A 17,752-nucleotide genomic window follows, 5' to 3' on the forward strand; every position below is an offset into this window, starting at 1 on the left:
TATACGGATATAGGTGGCGTTATGTCAGACAGCACAAAAATTGATTTTATATACCTTTCAGAGCAGGACATGATTAAAGCAGGCGTAACGGATATGCCTGCGTGTGTCGATACCATGGAGGAGATGTTTGCATTACTCCATAAAGGTGACTACCGAATGGCAGGTGCGAACAATGACTCGCACGGCGCAATGGTAACATTCCCTGATGAATCGCCTTTCCCTATGATGCCAAAACCAACGGCAGACAGGCGTTTGATGGCGATGCCTGCTTATCTGGGCGGTGATTACCAGACGTGTGGTGTGAAGTGGTATGGCTCGAACATCGCCAACCGAGAGAAAGGTCTTCCTCGATCGATTCTGATGTTTATCCTGAATGATATTGAGACCAGTGCTCCACTGGCGTACATGTCAGCAAACCTGCTATCAGCGTATCGAACCGGTGCAGTACCGGGTGTGGGCGCGCGCCATCTTGCGAGAAAAGATGCCAAGGTGATTGGCTTACTTGGCCCGGGTGTAATGGGCAAAACCACTGTCGCTGCGTTCATCGCTGCCTGCCCGCAAGTTGACACCATCAAAATTAAAGGCCGTGGCACAAAGAGCCTGGACAGCTTTATGACTTGGCTCGCCGCTTCTTACCCGCAAATCACCAATGTACAGATTGTCGATACCGTTGAAGAAGCGGTTCGAGACTCCGATCTGGTGACTTACTGCAACTCAGGTGAGACCGGTGATCCGTCTACTTATCCAGAAGTGAAACGCGAGTGGGTAAAACCGGGGGCATTTCTTGCGATGCCAGCCAGCTGTCGTCTCGATGAAGGGATGGAAAAGTCTGATATTCGCAAAGTAATGGATAACAAAGGGCTGTATGAGGCGTGGTTTGAAGAGGTACCCAAGCCGACTCACAACATCATCCCTCTGGTTGGAATGCGCTTTATGGATATGATCGACGCTGAAAAAATGTCTGCAAGTGAACTAGAAGATCTGGGTGAGATTGTCGCAGGTGTTACTCCGGGGCGTAAAAACGACGAAGAAATCATCGTGATGTCAGTGGGTGGCATGCCAGTCGAAGATGTGGCTTGGGCAACCAAAATTTACCGCAACGCTGTTGAGAAAGGCATTGGTGTTTCGCTGAATTTATGGGATGAGCCAGTACTTAGCTAAATCGAGTGGCATAACAGAACAAAGGAAATGTAGAGATGGCAAAAATAATCAAGGTAAAAACTGGCTCCCGATTCGAAGAGATTGCGAGTTACTCACGTGTCGTGACTGTCGATAACTGGATATTCGTCTCCAACACTGCGGGAAGAAACCCGGAAACCAACGCAATGCCAGACGATGTGTTCGAGCAAACTGATCAAGTGTTTCTCAATATTGAGCGGGCTCTTGCGGCTGTAGACGCGAGCTTGGGCGATGTCGTGACGTCAAAAGTGTTCATTCAAAATCCAGACGACGTCGGCGCTGTGATGGAACACATCGGCAGCAAGTTTAAAGAAATCGATCCTACGACCACGGTCACGTGTCCTCCTCTGGGCTCAAGTATTTACAAAGTTGAGTTGGAAGTGACGGCTTACCGAGGTGCTTCTAAGAGCGATACCGAACATCGCATTATCGGCTAACAAGGCAGATTCTTATCATTTTAACCTGAGCTGGAACAAGAAACGCACTGAGTTTTGAGTGTCCCCAGCTTAGGTTATTAAAGGGATGTAGACATGATAAAAACACTCGAATTTGTAGAGACACCAAACGAGCTACCAACATCGACAAGCGTCGTGATTATTGGTGGCGGCATTGTTGGTATTAATGCGGCACTGACATTAGCTGAGAGAAACATTCCAGTTGTTGTGATTGAAAAAGGCTTCGTTGGCGCGGAGCAATCTTCACGCAATTTGGGTTGGATACGTAAAACCAATCGTCATGCGGAAGATGTTCCTTTGGCACTCGCTTCTGACCAGTTATGGGCGGGCATGTCAGAAAGAATCAACCGTGATGTGGATTACAAGCAAAGTGGCATCATGTTCCTGGCTGATAACGAAAAGCAGATGGGTGCTTATGAGTCGTGGCTTGAATCCGTTAAACCTCTTTCTCTTGACTCTAAGTTGCTAACCGCTGACGAAATCAAATCCATGGTGCCTGGTGGTGAAGGTAAATGGCTCGGCGGAATCTATACCGCGTCAGATGGCAGAGCTGAACCATCCATCGCAACCAGTGCGATGGCAAAAGCCGCTATTGATAAAGGTGCGGTGATTATCCAGAACTGCGCGGTGCGTAATTTGTCTTTGTCAGGAGGAAAAATCAGCGGCGTGGTGACTGAAAAGGGTGAGATTCGTTGTGAGCAAGTACTGCTAGCTGGCGGGGCATGGTCTAAAGCTTTCTTGAGTCACCACGGTGTATCTTTGCCTTCGTTGCCTTTGATTTGCTCCGTTATGCGTTCTAAGCCGATGGATGGGCCAACGGATATCGCCGTTGCAGGTCCTGATTTCTCATTTCGTAAACACTTGGATGGCGGCTTTGTCATCATGCAGCGCGGTGCGATAGAAGCACGCCTGACGCTTGATCACTTCCTGATTGGACACCGTTATTTAGGGCAGCTGAAACAGCAACGTGATGCACTGAGAATTTCGGTCGGGCGACATTTCATTGAGGATCTTAAAGCTTCAAAACGCTGGTCACGCAACAAATCTTCCATGTTCGAACAGATTCGCGTAATGAACCCGGATCATAACTCTGGTTTAAACCAAGAAGCACTGAAAAACCTGCGCAAAGCGTGGCCTGATTTTGAGCAAGCTGAAATTGCTGAAGAGTGGGGCGGGCTGATTGATATCACGCCAGATTCCAAGCCCGTTATCGACAGGCTGGATGCCATACCTGGATTGACTATTGCTACTGGATTTTCCGGTCATGGGTTTGGCACAGGGCCTGCTGCAGGGATGCTCGCAGCCGATCTGATTAGTGGCACGACACCACTTATTAATCCCGAGCCATACCGGTTTGCGCGATTGTAGCTTTACCAAGCTAAATGAGTATTTTGATTTAAGTAATCTAAGGAATAGGGTTATGAACGAATTAGTCAGAAGTAACAGCATTCATATAGCTGAAGGATCAGCGACTAAGAATCAAAAGTTAAAAATTGGCCTCATGACCATGATGGCGATCTGTATTGGTCTAGTTATTGTTCAGGGGGCGATGATTTCGGCGACTCAGGGCATTGGTCTTGGAGGAATGGCTTTCATTGCAGCGATGTTTACCGCTTTTGTTTTGGCCCAGTTTAATGCAATGAGTTTTGCAGAATTATCTCTGATGTTTCCCCAGGAGGGTTCTCTCGCCACCTACACGCAGAAGGCGATGGGACATTTCCCGGCCATTGTTGCTGTGTTCGCCGGGTATGTAGTTGTTTCTGTTTTGGCGCTACCCGTGGAGCTGTTCTTGGTCGATGCCATGCTGAGTGAGCTATTACCGGGTGTACTGCCTGAAAAAGTGGTGCCTTTAGGTATCCTTGTTTTGCTCAGTGTGACAAACATGGTGGGCGCGGATGTTTTTGCCCGAGTTCAGAACCTGCTGGCGTTTATTTTGGTCGCCGCGCTTATCCTTGTCGGATTGTGCGCGATTACCGGATTAAGTGAGCCACACCCTGAGTTATCAGGCACAACCGTAGATTGGAGCTTTGGTGGTGTGATTGATGGCAGCTTTATTGGTTTAGTTGCGTTAGCAATGTGGCTGATGGTCGGCGTCGAGTTTATTTGCCCGATGATCAAAGAGGTGAAAAATCCTGTTAAAAATATCCCCCGTTCTATGCACCTTTCATTGTTGTTGATCTTCCTAATATTTCTCGCTTTTGCCTACGGAGCCAGCCTTTATCTCAACGTGGATACGTTAGTGGGCTCACCAATCCCATATCTTGATTACATCAATGCTGTCTTCGGGCAAGCTGGTTTAGTGATTGCAACGGTGATGGCGCTAGCTGCAACCTGTAGTACCGTGAATACTATTTTGGCCTCTATCCCAAGAATGCTGCACGGAATGGCGATGCAAGATCAGGTATTTCCACAGTTTAAAGCGCTGAATCGCTTTGATGTGCCTTGGGTAGGCATCGTGGTGATGGTTGGTTGTACCTCTATTCCGTTCTTGTTTCTCGATATCGATTCACTGATTGTGTTGGTGATTGCGGCAACCACAAGCTGGTTACTGGCTTACATGGTGGCTCATATCAATGTCATCGTATTGCGTAAACGTATGCCGGAACACAAGCGTCCGTACAAAACGCCTTTTTACCCACTGCCGCAGATCTTAGGGATTATCGGGATGGGTTATGTCGCGCTGAATAACTCACCTTCACCGGAGATGACATCGCTGGTTTACACCATTACTGGAGGCATTTTGGCTTTAGTGATAGCGATAAGTGCTGTTTGGGTGAAGTTTTACATGAAACGCAAATTGTTTGAACCAGATATGACCTAGTGAAGCCAAGCAATATAACTGGCTAGTTTTTACTGCCACTATTAAAGGGACTACACATAGGGCGTAAATAATACGCCCTTTTTATTGGAGAATTTTTAAATCCCTATATTCGTATATACGGAATATTTAAAATCTCCCTGCTAGCTAAGAATTTTAGGAAGAATAAACTCAATTAGCTTTTAAATTTATCACCAAAATCTCCTTCTAATGATTAAATAATAACCTCTGATTTATGGTTTATGTAAGAACTATCTGAAACTCATGTAGTTACAGTTATGGAAAATATAATTTCAAAAATGAGGCGTTCTCTTTCTATAGAGAGGTAATTTGTTAATTTAGTTTGATTTTTGAGCGAAATGGTATGGTTTTATGCATCTCGTGAATTAATGATTTTGAAATGAATTAGTAAATATAATGTGACCGGATTCTATAAATGTCATTTATGACAGAGATAAATTTGAGTTGTTAATTAAAAACCTGCATTCATATAACATGTAATTTCATTCTTATTACTAGTTGTTCCTTGTTTTAATTAAATTACACATTATTGACTCAGTTAATTGATTATTTTTATTTCGATAATTATCGATTTTAATTTTATATCGAATAATTGAAAAAAGGCAGAAAATATATGAAACTAAAAGTAGCAACGCTAGCAATTATTGTGGCTGGTGGTATTTCGGCAGCAAATGCAGCGGACTTAGATCAAAATATCGATAAATCTGGATTTTGGCTGGGTGCAGCAGCTGGTATGGGTCTATCTGATACTGATGCTGGAGAAAGCGAAGTACTGAGCCCTAAACTTGAAATGGGTTACGATTTCGGCAAGCATTTTGGTCTATACGGCAGCTACGATTACATGCATAACCTAAGCGATGCAGAACTGCACCTTGGCACTTTAGGTATGAAAGGAAACCTGTACTTCACTGACAACTTGTCGATGTTCGGTAAGCTTGGTGCAACCTACATCTTTGCGGATGGTAGCGAACTGAAAACTGACAGCTTTAGCGGTACTGCAGGTGTGGGTCTTGAATACCAACTGACTAATGCTGTAACGACAAAAATCGGTTACGACTACTACAACAATCTTGAAGCGAAAAATGGCCATGACCTTGACCTAAGCCAAGTGTACTGGGGCATGACGTACAAATTCGGCCAACCTGAAACGCCTCTAGTCGTGGAAGAGCAAGTTGAAGTGCCAGTAGAAGTCGTAAAAGAAGTGACGCAAACTTCTCGTTCTACTTACACACTGCCTTACCAAGTGGGTCAGGTTGATGTAAATGACTACGGTCGTTACAACCTTGATGAAGTGATCACGACAATGCGTAGCAACTCTGAGTTGACTGCTGAAATCGTAGGCCGTACGGATGCGACTGGTTCTGCTGCTACTAATGAACGTGTTTCAACGCAGCGTGCAGAGCATGTTGCACAATACATGATCGATCAAGGTATTGACGCTGAACGCATCCACACATCTGGTGTTGCAGATCAACAGCCTTTAACGAATGGTAGTAACGCACAACTTGAGCGTTCTGTTCAGATCACATTGAACTAATGTAAATATTACTTTCTCCAAAAGTCAGAATTCAAGAGGTGAGTCATAGTGCTCACCTCTTTGTTATACAGGAAAGAGTAATTCGCCTTTTTGGGAACGGTTGATGCCCTTTTGTGCTGGGAGTTTTGTAACTTGATTTACTGTGTCGTCAGAGTCTTCCAGCAATAAAAAACCACCTTCGTCTGAAGGTAGTTTTCTAGAGACTCAAGAGCAGCCTGATTACTTTACTTAAATTGCAATGATGTCTCGCTTTCTTTACCGTCGTTTTTGGCTGACAGCAAGGTTGATACAACAATCACTATTGTGGACATTAGGAAGCCTGGCACGACACCAAAGATATCAAAAATACCTCCGTCCAAAATTTCCCAAACTAATGCAATTGCTGCACCTGTTATCATTCCAAAGATAGCGGCCGCTTTGGTCATTGCTGGCCAGAACAAGCTCAGTAAGATGACAGGACCAAAGGCTGCACCAAATCCACCCCAGGCGAAGGCAACCATGCTTAATAGTGTTTGATCCGCTTTGTTGAATGCCAGCGCAAGGCCAATTAGTGCGACAGCAATGACACCAAGGCGTGCAACCAGTAACACCTCTTTGTCAGATGCATTTTTACGCAGATAGGTTTTGTATAGGTCTTCAGAGATTGTGGTTGAACATACTAACAACTGCGAATCTATTGTACTCATGATTGCAGCAAGTACACCGGCAATAATCAGCCCAGCAACTAATGGGTGGTAGAATGCCTGAGCTAATGCGATAAATACCGTTTCTGCATTATCAAGCTTTGGCTCAAAATAGTATGACCCGAGCACACCAATAACGACTGCAGACATCATGGTTATGGTTGACCAGATCATGGCAATTCGGCGAGAAACTTTCACGTCTTCTACGCTACGTACACTCATAAAGCGGACGAGTACGTGAGGTTGTCCTAAATAACCAATACACCAACCACTGAGAGATAAAAGACCCAAGAACCAGCCATTAGATGGTTTTAAGCTTTCCAGCGAAATCTCACTCATTATCTGGCTAAAACTGACGCCTTGTTCCGGAGCACTAAACAGGAAATATAGGCTTAAAGCGGTAATGAACAGCGATAACGCCATCATTAACCCTTGGAAAAAGTCCGTCCAGCATACCGCAAGATAACCACCCATAAAGGTGTAAGAGACGATAACAATCGAGCCAATAATTAGGGCCGATTCGTAACTTAAGCCGAATGTACTTTCAAAGAGAACCGCTCCGCCACTGAGTCCAGCTGCTACGTAAAGGGTAAAAAATAGCAAAGTGACGAGCGAGGACGTAAGTTGCAGAACATTGGTATTGTCTTTAAAACGGTTGTGTAAATATTCTGGAATCGTCTGAGCGTCGTTTAGTTTTTCCGTCTCTAAACGCAGCCTAGGTGCGATTAGCTTCCAGTTGAGGTAAACACCCATCAGGGTAAATACAATAATCCATACGGAGCCGAGGCCGCCGGCATAAAGCGCCCCCGGTAAACCCATCAACGCCCAACCACTCAGATCAGAAGCCCCTGAACTTAATGCCGCAACACTTGGTGGTAGATTACGAGAACCTAATATGTAATCGGATACCGTATTCGTTTTTCTGTAGAAGTAGTACCCAATAGCCAGCATTCCCAGTAAGTAGAGAATGAAGGCTGTATATAGATAACCCATAGACATTCCTCCCTGAATGTAGTTGTTTGTTATTTAAGGGGCGCTGAGATTAGTAGCTTGATGAGCCATCTCCAGAAAGGTTGTGTCTTTCTGTGCCTTTTAGTGGTGGGTTAAACACAGAGACTAGAACCATGTCATTTTTCTCTGAAGCTCGCAGGTAGTGCTTATCATGCTTATCCAAAACATAAATATCGCCTTGAGAGATTTTGTAGACATTGCCTTCCATGTCTTCAACTTCGCCATCGCCAGCAATGCAGTAACATGCTTCTAGATGGTTTTTGTATTCAAGGATTGACTCTGAACCTTGTGCAACAACGGTGTGGCAAACCGTAAAGCCCATACCATCTTGCTCAGTAAGCAGTCGGTGGCTCGTACCGTTACCCCAATCAACAAAGTAATCACTCGTAGCTACGTCTTTTAAACTTCTTACAAACATGTGTTTTCCTTATGAAATTAATTCACCAATCCTGTTGGCTTTGGCTGGTTTTTATTACGAAAACAATGCTATCACTTGAGTTTTTTGTAAACAAATGATGAAATCTAGATTGAATGATGAGAAAAAGTTGACTATTTATGAGTGAAAATAAAGGGTTTTTAGTACCTCCTCTTAATGCTCTAAAAGCATTTAATTGTGCAGCAAAGTATGAGAATTTTTCTAAAGCTGCCGAGGAGTTACATGTCACGAGTACGGCTATCAGCCATCAGATATCAAATCTCGAAGAGTGGTTTGGAGTTGAATTATTCAAGAAAAAAGGCAGGAGCGTTACGCTGACCCAAACCGGACATGAGCTAAAGCATAGAACCGGGCGTGTTTTTGATGAGCTCGCGGATATTGCGACGGATTTTAAAGTCAGAGGCAGGAAAAGTTCGTTAGTCGTCGGGTGTATTCCTTCGATTGCTACTCGGTGGCTGGTTCCAAACCTGAAAAGTTTTACCAAGCTCTACCCAGACGTTGAAGTGCAGGTTTTGTATGTGGATATGCGGGATCAACTGGCGGGAAGTACCTATGACGTACTCATCACCTACATCGAACAGGAATCGGATGATGTGATTGAAATTCCATTCATCTCAAGGAACACCTACGCAGTTTGCAGTCCTAAGTTTTTAGAAGAGAATGGCCCGTTTGATGAACCAAAAGACTTACTCCGTTCCGAGGTCATTCACGATGAAAACAAAGAAGGTTGGACAGAGTGGTTCAAATTGGCTGGAGTCGATGTGGAGGGGGGGCTTCCAGGCAACACCTATGCCGATTTTAACTTACTCGTGATTTCCGCTATCGCAGGCCATGGTATCGCACTTTGCCCTATTGATGCTTTCCGCGAGGAAATCAAAAGAGGCGACTTGGTCACACTGTTTGATGTCGCAAGTAATACCGATAAGTTTTACAACATCTGCAAAAGGAAAGATGCATCCAAAGACGTGATGTCTTTTGTCGAGTGGTTTGTCGATGTGTGTAAGTAATATGCGTTAGCGTGATATCGGATCGTTTAGATGTTGCTCGTGGATGAGGCTTAATTTTTTGTTTTACCAAATAAAAAAGCTCCCAGAGTTGGGAGCTTTTGTGTTCTATCTCTATTTGTTTTTAACCAAACATACGTTGGCTGTCTTCTTCAAATTCGTTGATAACAACGGTCTCTGCACGTTTGAAGAAGTTAAAATCCGTTGCTGTAGCGCTGGTGTAAGCGCCCATCATACGGCCAATGATCAAGTCGCCGTTTTCTAGTTTTGGTAGCATTACGTTTTCTGCGATCACATCAATGCTGTCGCAAGTTGGGCCAGACAACACACTTGGTAAGTACTCGCCTTCGTGCTTCAACGTTACCAACGGGTATTGCGCGTCATCAAACATCAAACCGCTGAATGAGCCGTAGATACCATCATCCAGGTAGTACCACATTTGGCCGTCACGCTCTGCCTGACCCATCACTGATGCCACGCTGGTTACTGACTCTGCAACAATAAAGCGACCTGGTTCTGCAATGACCTGTACTGTTTCTGGTAACTCGTTTAACGCTTCGTTAATCGGTACGCAGAATTCATCAATTGGCATCACTTTTTCTGAGTAAGAAACCGGGAAGCCACCACCAATATCCAGTGTGCTCAATGCAGGTAAACCGCGAGCCACAACTTCGTCCATCACTTGCTTACAAGTACGGATTGCATCAACGTATTTCTGTGGGTTCATCGTTTGTGAACCAACATGGAACGACAGTCCCTTAATACGAATATTCCACTTTTTCGCTGTTTCGATGATGTTGAGTGCCTGTTCTGGCGTACAACCGAATTTTTTCGACAAGTCGGCAAACACATCTGAGTTACGGAAGCTCAAACGCACAAGTAGTTCTACTTTGTGGCTGTATGCTTTGAACTTTTCAAGCTCGTTCAGGTTATCAACAACAAACACATTGCAGCCATACGCTAACGCATCACGAATATCACGGTCACGCTTGATAGGGTGAGTATGGATCGTGCGATCAGCAGGGACACCTTGCTGTTTTACCAGGTCAACTTCACCTGATGTCGCCAAATCAAAACTTGCGCCTTCTTCCAATAGGGTTTTAACCACCGTTGGATGAGGCAATGGCTTCAATGCAAAGTGTAGAGTGACATTCGGTAATGCTTGGCTTAGTGCTCTGTAATTTTTACGAATCATATCGCAGTCGAGCATTAACAATGGCGCGCCAAATTGTTCAACAGATGTTTGAATAAGATCGACCGTCTCCGCTGGTAAAGCCGGAGAAGAAAAAGATTGAAAACCTAGTACAGACGCAGAATGAGCCATCGCAAACCTCCAAAGTTAAGTAGACACTTTTCATGGGCATTGTGATGAAAAGTGGAGCGTCAATAAGAGCGGGGTTACCGCCGTCAAAGAAACTCTTGGATAGTTGCTCTATCGCCTTGCCACAAAACTGCTGTGATGTACTCGGATTGGCTATCATCAAGAAGCAGCGCGATATTAAGGTCATAAGTTTTCACGCGCAATAAAAAATACAGCAAATAAAGAACAAGTTTTTTATCGTCAGGATAACATTTATTAATTAATGTTTACTCTATGATTTCTAAGAATTTATCTAGTATTTGGTTGTGTTTTAACCCGCTTTTGGTCACTAATGAAATATCTGAGCTGAAATGGAAAACATCGGGAAACAGCGCACGCATTTTACCGCTATTGCTCCAGTAATCGGCGTAGTGCTGGGGCAAAAATCCGATGTAAGTCCCTGTCAGTATGAGGAACGCGATACCTTCATGATCGGACGCCGTTGCTGAACATCTGAGCTTTTGATATAGGTCGGTGACTTCTGGAGACATTCTATGCCTTGTGATGACCGAATTGGTCTGTTTAAGGCGTTCTATATCCTGATCGCTGTCCATAAAAAATGGGTGCTCATTGCTGCAGTAAAGAAAGTAACTTTCGTTATACAGTGTTCGGTAGTTGAAGTTGCTACTCTGGTTATTGGTAGGGAACGCGCCGACATGAAATCGTCCGTCGATCAGGCCTTTTTCTATATCCGCTGGTGTCGACATTGTGATGTTGATATTGATTTTTTCGCTCATCTTGCGGATGTGTTTTAGCGCGCGGGTTATTTTCATGTGTGGCTGAGTAACTAAATTATTGACTAGCGCGATATTGAGCTCGCCACGCAGCTCGTTATTGATTTGGTTGACGTCATTGCGAAATTGCTCAATTGAAGCCAGCAGAATGTGGGCAGATTCTAGGACCGCTTCGCCTTCATCGGTCAGTGTGATTCCGCCTCGTCCTCGATGACAAAGCTTCATATTCAAACGTTTCTCAAGGTCGCTCATTTGTAACGATATTGCCGACTTGGTAATGCCAAGAATAGGTTCAGCGGCGGTATAACTTCCGCACTCGACAACGGTTTTAAACAGGCGGATCAGCTTGATATCAAAGTCGGTGATCTGATTAATGATGCTTCGGTTTTTATTGTTGAGCTTTTTCATAACTAACGTAAAGTAAATTTATAATCTACTTAACATACTCATGTGCTAAAAATAAGTCTAGTCACTACAAGGATGGTATAGCGATGAGTAACTATAAATTTGCACAAGACGGAATCGATACAGATCTTTCTGCTCATTGGATGGCATTTACTTCCAACCGCAGTTTTCACCAAAACCCACGCATCATCACTCAAGCTCAAGGCTCATGGCTGAAAGATGCTAATGGTCGTGATATTTACGACTCGCTTTCTGGGCTTTGGACATGTGGTGCTGGCCACGGTCGTCAGGAGATTCAAAAAGCGGTCGCTGAGCAGCTAGGTACCCTGGATTACTCACCTGCGTTTCAATTTGGTCACGAGCTCTCCTTTAAACTGGCAGATAAAATCGTCGAGAAGATGCCAGAAGGGCTCGATCATGTGCTGTTTACCGGATCGGGCTCGGAATGTGCGGACACATCACTCAAATTGGCAAGAGCTTACTGGCGTGTCAAAGGCAAAGCGTCGAAAACTAAGCTGATTGGTCGCGCCCGTGGCTACCATGGCGTTAACGTTGGCGGCACCAGTCTGGGTGGCATTGGCGGCAATAGAAAGACATTCGGTCAGCTGTTTGATGCCGACCATATTCCTCACACTTTACAGCCTGAATTAGCTTTCACAAAAGGCTGTGCGGAAACAGGTGGAGTGGAACTTGCGAATGAGTTTTTGAAACTCATTGAGCTTCATGATGCATCCAATATTGCCGCAATTATTGTAGAACCAATGTCGGGCTCTGCGGGCGTGATTGTGCCGCCGAAAGGGTACCTACAGCGTCTGCGCGAAATCTGTGATCAGCATGACATCCTGCTGATCTTTGATGAAGTGATTACTGCCTATGGGCGTATGGGATGCTGGACTGGTGCTGAGTATTTTGGCGTGACGCCAGATATTATAAACACCGCGAAGCAGCTTACCAATGGTGCAATCCCAATGGGCGCAGTGATTACGTCTCATGAAATCTATCAGGCATTTATGGAGCAGGATTTACCTCCTCATATGATCGAGTTTGCTCACGGCTATACTTATTCCGCTCATCCCGTCGCGTGTGCCGCAGGGTTGGCAACATTAGACCTGTTGGAAAAAGACGCGTTAATCCAACAGTCGAGCGAGCTGGCACCGATTTTTGAAAATAAACTGCATGCGATAAAAGGTGCAAACCACGTTCTCGACATCAGAAATTGCGGCTTAGCCGGAGCGATTCAGATCGCACCGAGAGACAATGATCCAACGATTAGGCCGCTCGAATGTACATTAGACCTGTGGGAAAAAGGATTCTATGTACGTTCTGGTGGCGACACGATTCAATTCGGTCCAAATTTTAATGCCAAAGCTGAAGATCTAGAGCGCTTATTCGACGCGGTTTACGAGACATTGAATCAACTAAATTAAAAAAATTAAGGAAGGAAGTCAGATCATGGAAGTTATTTCTCACTTTATTGACGGAGACAAGTTCTCACACTCAGGTTCGACGATTGATGTCTACAACCCGGCGACAGGTGAGCCGATTCGCCAAGTAGAAATGGGTACGTCTGAAACCGTGAATCAGGCAATAGAATCAGCGAAACGTGCCTATCCAGCCTGGAGTAAAACGCCTCCGCTAAAACGAGCGCGTATCATGTTTGCGTTCAAGGATCTTTTGGAAGCGAATCAAGATCAGATTGCGCGTTTGATCAGTGAAGAGCATGGTAAAACGATAGAAGATTCTCTCGGCGAACTGCAGCGTGGTATCGAGAATGTGGAATACGCTTGTGGTGCACCAGAGTTATTAAAAGGCGAATACACCCGAGGAACCGGGCCGGGCATTAATGCATGGAGTGATCACAAACCTGTCGGCATCGTCGCTGGTATTACACCATTTAACTTCCCTGCAATGGTGCCGCTTTGGATGTATCCACTTGCGGTTGTTTGCGGTAACTGTTTTATCCTCAAGCCGTCAGAGAAGGTACCGGCTTCAACGTTATTTATTGTTGAGTTATTGCATAAGGCAGGGTTGCCAAATGGCGTATTAAGCGTGGTAAATGGCGGCAAAGAGGTTGTTGACGCGTTGATCGAAGCTCCGGAAGTGAAAGCGATGAGCTTCGTGGGTTCGACGCCTGTCGCGGAATATATTTATTCGGAAGGCACTAAGCGCGGTAAACGAGTACAGGCACTTGGTGGCGCGAAAAACCATGCGATCATCATGCCGGACGCCGAAGTTTCGAGCACCATCAATTCACTGATGGGTGCGGCATTTGGCTCTTGTGGTGAACGCTGTATGGCGATTTCAGTTGCGGTGTGTGTGGGTGATGAAGTCGCAGATAACTTGGTGAAAGAATTGACCCCGCTTATCCAAGAATTGCGAGTCGGAGCCTTTACTCAGAACTCGGTGGACATGGGACCAGTGATTGCGAAAGAGCATTTAGAGAAGATTTCCGGTTATATTGAAAGCGGTGTTGAGGCTGGTGCTGAATTAGTTGTGGATGGTCGTGGGCTTTCGGTTCCTGATTTCTCTGCTGGCTACTTTATCGGTGGCAGCTTGTTCGACAAAGTGACACCAGAAATGAAGATTTACACCGACGAAATCTTTGGCCCTGTGTTGTGTGTTGTGCGCGTGAACTCTCTTGAAGAGGGCATTCAGCTCATTAATGAACACGAGTTTGGTAACGGGACTTGCATCTTTACACGCGATGGTGAAACGGCTGAGATATTCTGCGACGAAGTGGAAGCTGGCATGGTTGGTGTCAATGTACCGCTTCCTGTCCCGGTGGCTTACCATAGCTTTGGTGGCTGGAAACGTTCGTTGTTTGGCGATCTCCATGCGTATGGCCCTGACGGCGTGCGCTTCTACACTCGCCGTAAATCCATTACTCAGAAATGGCCAAAGCCACAAACCAACGAAGCGGCGCAATTTGCTTTTCCAAGTAACAACTAGCGCTAATTATCTTCGTTAACTACCTATCCCCTGGCTTTTTAGTTGGGGGATAGGTGATAAGCAGGCTAGATCGGCTCACCCGCTTCATCTTCTTCGACGATGTCCGTTTCAAGGCTGGCTTCCGTTAGCCAACGCTGCATGGTGTCGCTATTCAAGACTTTCTGCTGATATTGGGTTGCCTTTTCTGATAGCTTGATGCCGTAAGTAAGCGTGCGCAGTACCACAGGTGCATACATCGCATCTGCAATCGACCATTCTCCAAATAGCCAACCATCCGGGTATTGTTCCATTTGCAGTGACCAGATTTGGTCAATACGCTCGATGTCTTTAAGCGCGTCTTTGCTCAAAGCTACCGACCTCTTAGCGCGACAGTTCATTGGCATCTCGTTACGTAGTGCCATAAATCCTGAATGCATTTCAGCTGATATAGCTCTTGCTTTGGCTCGCTCAGTAAGAGATTGTGGCCACGCCTTACCGTCTAAGAAAGCTTCGTTTACGTACTCGAGAATCGCCAGCGAGTCCCACACGGTAACATCACTACAAACTAAAGTTGGTACCTTGGCGGTCGGTGTAATGTCCTCCAGTGTGTTGTAAAATTCGTCCGTAAACAGTTTGATTTTCTCGATCTCAACGTCGATGTCGTATTGCATGAAGATAAGCCATGCTCTGAGAGACCAGCTTGAGTAGTTTTGGTTGCCGATATACAGTTTCATCCGTACTTCCTTGTTTTTGAGCCATGTTTAAGAACATTTACGGTAATAGATTGTTTTATCGAAAACTAACGGATAGTTTTGATGGAACATATTAATAAAACCGATAGATAAGCTTAGTATGGATATTGATGCTTTAAGAAGCCTTCTGGCATTTGCAGAAACGGGCAGTTTTACCCGAGCCGCGAAGCAAATTAACCGAACCCAGTCTGCGTTTAGCGCTCAGATGCGTAAGCTCGAAGACGAACTGAAGATTCGTCTGTTTGTGAAAGAAGGACGTAATCTGGTGCTCAGTGAGGCCGGACTTACGCTACGAGCCCATGCTGAGCAATTAGTCGCTTTGCATAATAACGCCGTCAAACAGGTGAGTCGTTATCAGGATAAGCAACCTCTCAGGTTAGGTTGCCCGGAAGACTACAACGACACTATTCTGCCAAAAGTCATCGCAATTCTAAAAAAGGCTGAACCAACATGTTCTATTCAAGTGTTCAGCCAACCCAGTGTTACACTAAGGGAGTGGCTGGATGAAGGTAAAATTGACGCCGCGATACTGACGCGTTCCGCAGAAAGTGAAGAAGGGCATTGGCTTGCCCACGATAAGGGCGTGTGGATCGTTAGTCAGGACTACGACGTTGATCGCTCCAAGCCTCTCCCGCTTGCGCTTTTCCAGCCTGACTGTAAATACCATGCGGCGGCGATAGATGGATTAACCAAAAGAGGCATCTCTTACCAACTGTTAGCCTGTTGCAATACCGCATCTGCTCAAAGAGCGATTGTTCGGGAGGGGTTGGCCATAGGTGCGATGGGGCGCTTAAGTGTCTCGAATGATCTCAAGATTCTCACCGATATGCCTCCGTTACCGGCCGTCGATATTGTGTTAGTAACCGGAGTCACTCCGCACCCTCTGCTCAGCGCTTTCGACTTGAAAACAGCAGACTTCTCTGTGATGGAGTAAAGGACTTTTAGTGGGGGGATCTAAACATTAACGCAGGCACGATAAGGGCTGCGTTAATGCTAGTATTAAATTAATGGCCAAGTTTCAGCATCACCACACCAGACAAGATCAACATAATGCCGATGTAGCGAATCATGGAGGTCGGGTCTCCGTAGAAATAAACGCCGACAAGAAATGTCCCCGCTGCGCCAATGCCTGTCCAAACTGCGTATGCGGTGCCCATAGGGATCGCACGTTGTGCCGCAAACAGCAACGCGCCGCTGATCGCCATGAAGACCACTGCCATTGTTATCCCTAACACCTTGTGCCCAGACTGAGCAACTTTCAATCCAACCGGCCATCCAATTTCCGTAAGACCAGCTAAAACTAAATATAACCAGCTCATAATTTCCACCTAATTAGATAAAGGAAAAACATTTGCAGGCTATGGTATCGATTATTATGATGGATAAAAGTTAATAACTATCGATTTTTTTTCATATGTTGAGTTTGGAACAAGTTAGGATGTTGGTACTCTCTGCGGAGCTAGGATCCTTTTCTGCTTGTGCAAGAAAAATGGGTAAGGTGCAATCTGCGGTTAGCCATGGTATCAGTACCCTAGAGATTGATTTGGGCATCGAATTGTTTGATCGTTCTGCCAGAAGCCCTAAGCTTACCCCAGCGGGGGAGCGGTTGATACGCAGTGCGAAAAACCTGTTAGCCCAGGCCGATGAGTTTGAAAAAATCGCTCAATCTATTGAAAAAATGGAAGAAAGTCAGTTAACGATAGCTATCGATGATGGCGTGTATAATCCAAAGTTTGCTGGTTTGTTTAAGCGTCTAGATAGAGAGTTTCCGACGATTCAGATCGATGTACTGAGCTTGGCGTCTGGCGATATCTCCACTGAAGTGGCAAATGGTGATGTCGATATCGGAGTGATGTTCACCGAGTTTGAACAGTTAAAGCAAGTCGACTTTTGTTATGTGGGAAGCATTGATTACCTTCCTGTTTGTCATCCTAATTACCCGTTGGCTGATATTGATGTCGAGTTGCAATCCGATCTTGCTCCGTACCGCCAACTTGCGATTAGGGGTAAATCCAAAGTCGAGTCTCAAGCATTGATCAGCATCGCGCCCAAAGTCTGGTGGAGCTCCAGTCATTACAGTGCGCTGGAGTTAGTCAAGCAGCAGGTAGGCTGGGCCTATTTGCCCTCTTTTTTAGTGAATGATTTAATCGAGTCGGGTGAACTACACAAGATTAAAGTCGCGTTTGACCATAAGCCGTGGAATGCACCTGTCGATTTGGTATTTAAAAAGGGCAGGATGAACGGACCGGTATTTCAGTGGTTATTTGACGAGCTCAAACAAATATTCACTCCTACAACCTAAATGCTGAGACGCCACAGACTTTTCCTTATATCGTAATCTCCTTATAGTCAGATTGATTTATGTCAATGATGTTGTTCGGAAAAATTGATGGAGTTAGTTAATGTTTTACGCTGATAATTACCTCTGC

Annotated in this window: 16 protein-coding genes; 10 read left to right on the forward strand and 6 right to left on the reverse strand. The window is 45.2% G+C overall.

Going from position 1 to position 17,752, the window contains the following annotated elements; translation table 11 throughout:
- Positions 1–21: 21 nt before the first annotated feature.
- From RXX31_RS11730 to RXX31_RS11750, 5 genes are all read left to right on the forward strand, one after another.
- Positions 22–1,161, forward strand: coding sequence for a tyramine oxidase subunit B (locus RXX31_RS11730; protein WP_317589538.1), 1,140 nt, complete (start codon positions 22–24; stop codon positions 1,159–1,161).
- Between the two features lie 35 nt (positions 1,162–1,196).
- Entirely contained in the window at positions 1,197–1,616 is a 420-nt protein-coding gene (locus tag RXX31_RS11735; RefSeq protein ID WP_317589539.1) for a RidA family protein, read from the forward strand.
- Positions 1,617–1,709: 93 nt separating this feature from the next.
- Positions 1,710–3,002, forward strand: coding sequence for an FAD-binding oxidoreductase (locus tag RXX31_RS11740; RefSeq protein WP_317589540.1), 1,293 nt, complete (start codon positions 1,710–1,712; stop codon positions 3,000–3,002).
- A 52-nt stretch (positions 3,003–3,054) separates the two neighbouring features.
- Positions 3,055–4,455, forward strand: coding sequence for an APC family permease (locus RXX31_RS11745; protein WP_317589541.1), 1,401 nt, complete (start codon positions 3,055–3,057; stop codon positions 4,453–4,455).
- 631 nt (positions 4,456–5,086) lie between these two features.
- On the forward strand, positions 5,087–6,010 hold the full coding sequence (locus RXX31_RS11750) for an OmpA family protein (protein ID WP_317589542.1): 924 nt from the start codon (positions 5,087–5,089) through the stop codon (positions 6,008–6,010).
- A gap of 224 nt (positions 6,011–6,234) precedes the next feature.
- Here the strand turns inward: RXX31_RS11750 and putP are convergent, their stop codons facing one another.
- The gene (gene putP, locus RXX31_RS11755; RefSeq protein ID WP_317589544.1) at positions 6,235–7,686 is read right to left on the reverse strand and encodes a sodium/proline symporter PutP; all 1,452 of its coding nucleotides are present in this window, start codon (positions 7,684–7,686) and stop codon (positions 6,235–6,237) included.
- Between the two features lie 49 nt (positions 7,687–7,735).
- Positions 7,736–8,122, reverse strand: coding sequence for an ectoine synthase (locus RXX31_RS11760; protein WP_317589546.1), 387 nt, complete (start codon positions 8,120–8,122; stop codon positions 7,736–7,738).
- Positions 8,123–8,259: 137 nt separating this feature from the next.
- Here RXX31_RS11760 and RXX31_RS11765 point away from each other — a divergent pair, with 137 nt between their 5' ends.
- Positions 8,260–9,147, forward strand: a complete 888-nt coding sequence (locus RXX31_RS11765) for a LysR substrate-binding domain-containing protein (protein ID WP_317589548.1) — start codon at positions 8,260–8,262, stop codon at positions 9,145–9,147.
- 121 nt (positions 9,148–9,268) lie between these two features.
- Here the strand turns inward: RXX31_RS11765 and RXX31_RS11770 are convergent, their stop codons facing one another.
- Positions 9,269–10,468 (reverse strand): type III PLP-dependent enzyme, encoded by a 1,200-nt coding sequence (locus RXX31_RS11770; protein WP_317589549.1) that lies wholly within the window; start codon positions 10,466–10,468, stop codon positions 9,269–9,271.
- A gap of 263 nt (positions 10,469–10,731) precedes the next feature.
- Positions 10,732–11,646 (reverse strand): LysR family transcriptional regulator, encoded by a 915-nt coding sequence (locus RXX31_RS11775; RefSeq protein WP_317589551.1) that lies wholly within the window; start codon positions 11,644–11,646, stop codon positions 10,732–10,734.
- A gap of 83 nt (positions 11,647–11,729) precedes the next feature.
- Here RXX31_RS11775 and RXX31_RS11780 point away from each other — a divergent pair, with 83 nt between their 5' ends.
- Both RXX31_RS11780 and RXX31_RS11785 read left to right on the forward strand, forming a co-directional pair.
- A complete protein-coding gene (locus RXX31_RS11780; RefSeq protein WP_317589552.1) occupies positions 11,730–13,070 on the forward strand; it encodes an aspartate aminotransferase family protein in 1,341 nt (446 codons plus the stop codon).
- A 25-nt stretch (positions 13,071–13,095) separates the two neighbouring features.
- Complete coding sequence (locus RXX31_RS11785; protein WP_317589554.1) at positions 13,096–14,592, forward strand: CoA-acylating methylmalonate-semialdehyde dehydrogenase; 1,497 nt, start codon at positions 13,096–13,098, stop codon at positions 14,590–14,592.
- Between the two features lie 65 nt (positions 14,593–14,657).
- On the opposite strand, the gene RXX31_RS11790 is transcribed toward RXX31_RS11785, so the two are convergent.
- On the reverse strand, positions 14,658–15,305 hold the full coding sequence (locus tag RXX31_RS11790; protein ID WP_317589555.1) for a glutathione S-transferase family protein: 648 nt from the start codon (positions 15,303–15,305) through the stop codon (positions 14,658–14,660).
- Positions 15,306–15,423: 118 nt separating this feature from the next.
- Between RXX31_RS11790 and RXX31_RS11795 the strand changes: the two genes are divergently transcribed.
- Positions 15,424–16,257, forward strand: a complete 834-nt coding sequence (locus tag RXX31_RS11795) for a LysR family transcriptional regulator (protein WP_317589557.1) — start codon at positions 15,424–15,426, stop codon at positions 16,255–16,257.
- 70 nt (positions 16,258–16,327) lie between these two features.
- On the opposite strand, the gene RXX31_RS11800 is transcribed toward RXX31_RS11795, so the two are convergent.
- Positions 16,328–16,642: a multidrug efflux SMR transporter gene (locus RXX31_RS11800; protein WP_317589558.1), complete on the reverse strand. Its 315-nt coding sequence runs from the start codon at positions 16,640–16,642 to the stop codon at positions 16,328–16,330.
- 95 nt (positions 16,643–16,737) lie between these two features.
- Here RXX31_RS11800 and RXX31_RS11805 point away from each other — a divergent pair, with 95 nt between their 5' ends.
- Positions 16,738–17,625, forward strand: coding sequence for a LysR family transcriptional regulator (locus RXX31_RS11805; protein ID WP_317589559.1), 888 nt, complete (start codon positions 16,738–16,740; stop codon positions 17,623–17,625).
- Positions 17,626–17,752 lie beyond the last annotated feature (127 nt).

The sequence above is a fragment of the Vibrio sp. EA2 genome (genome assembly GCF_033042495.1).
Taxonomy (GTDB): Bacteria; Pseudomonadota; Gammaproteobacteria; order Enterobacterales; family Vibrionaceae; genus Vibrio.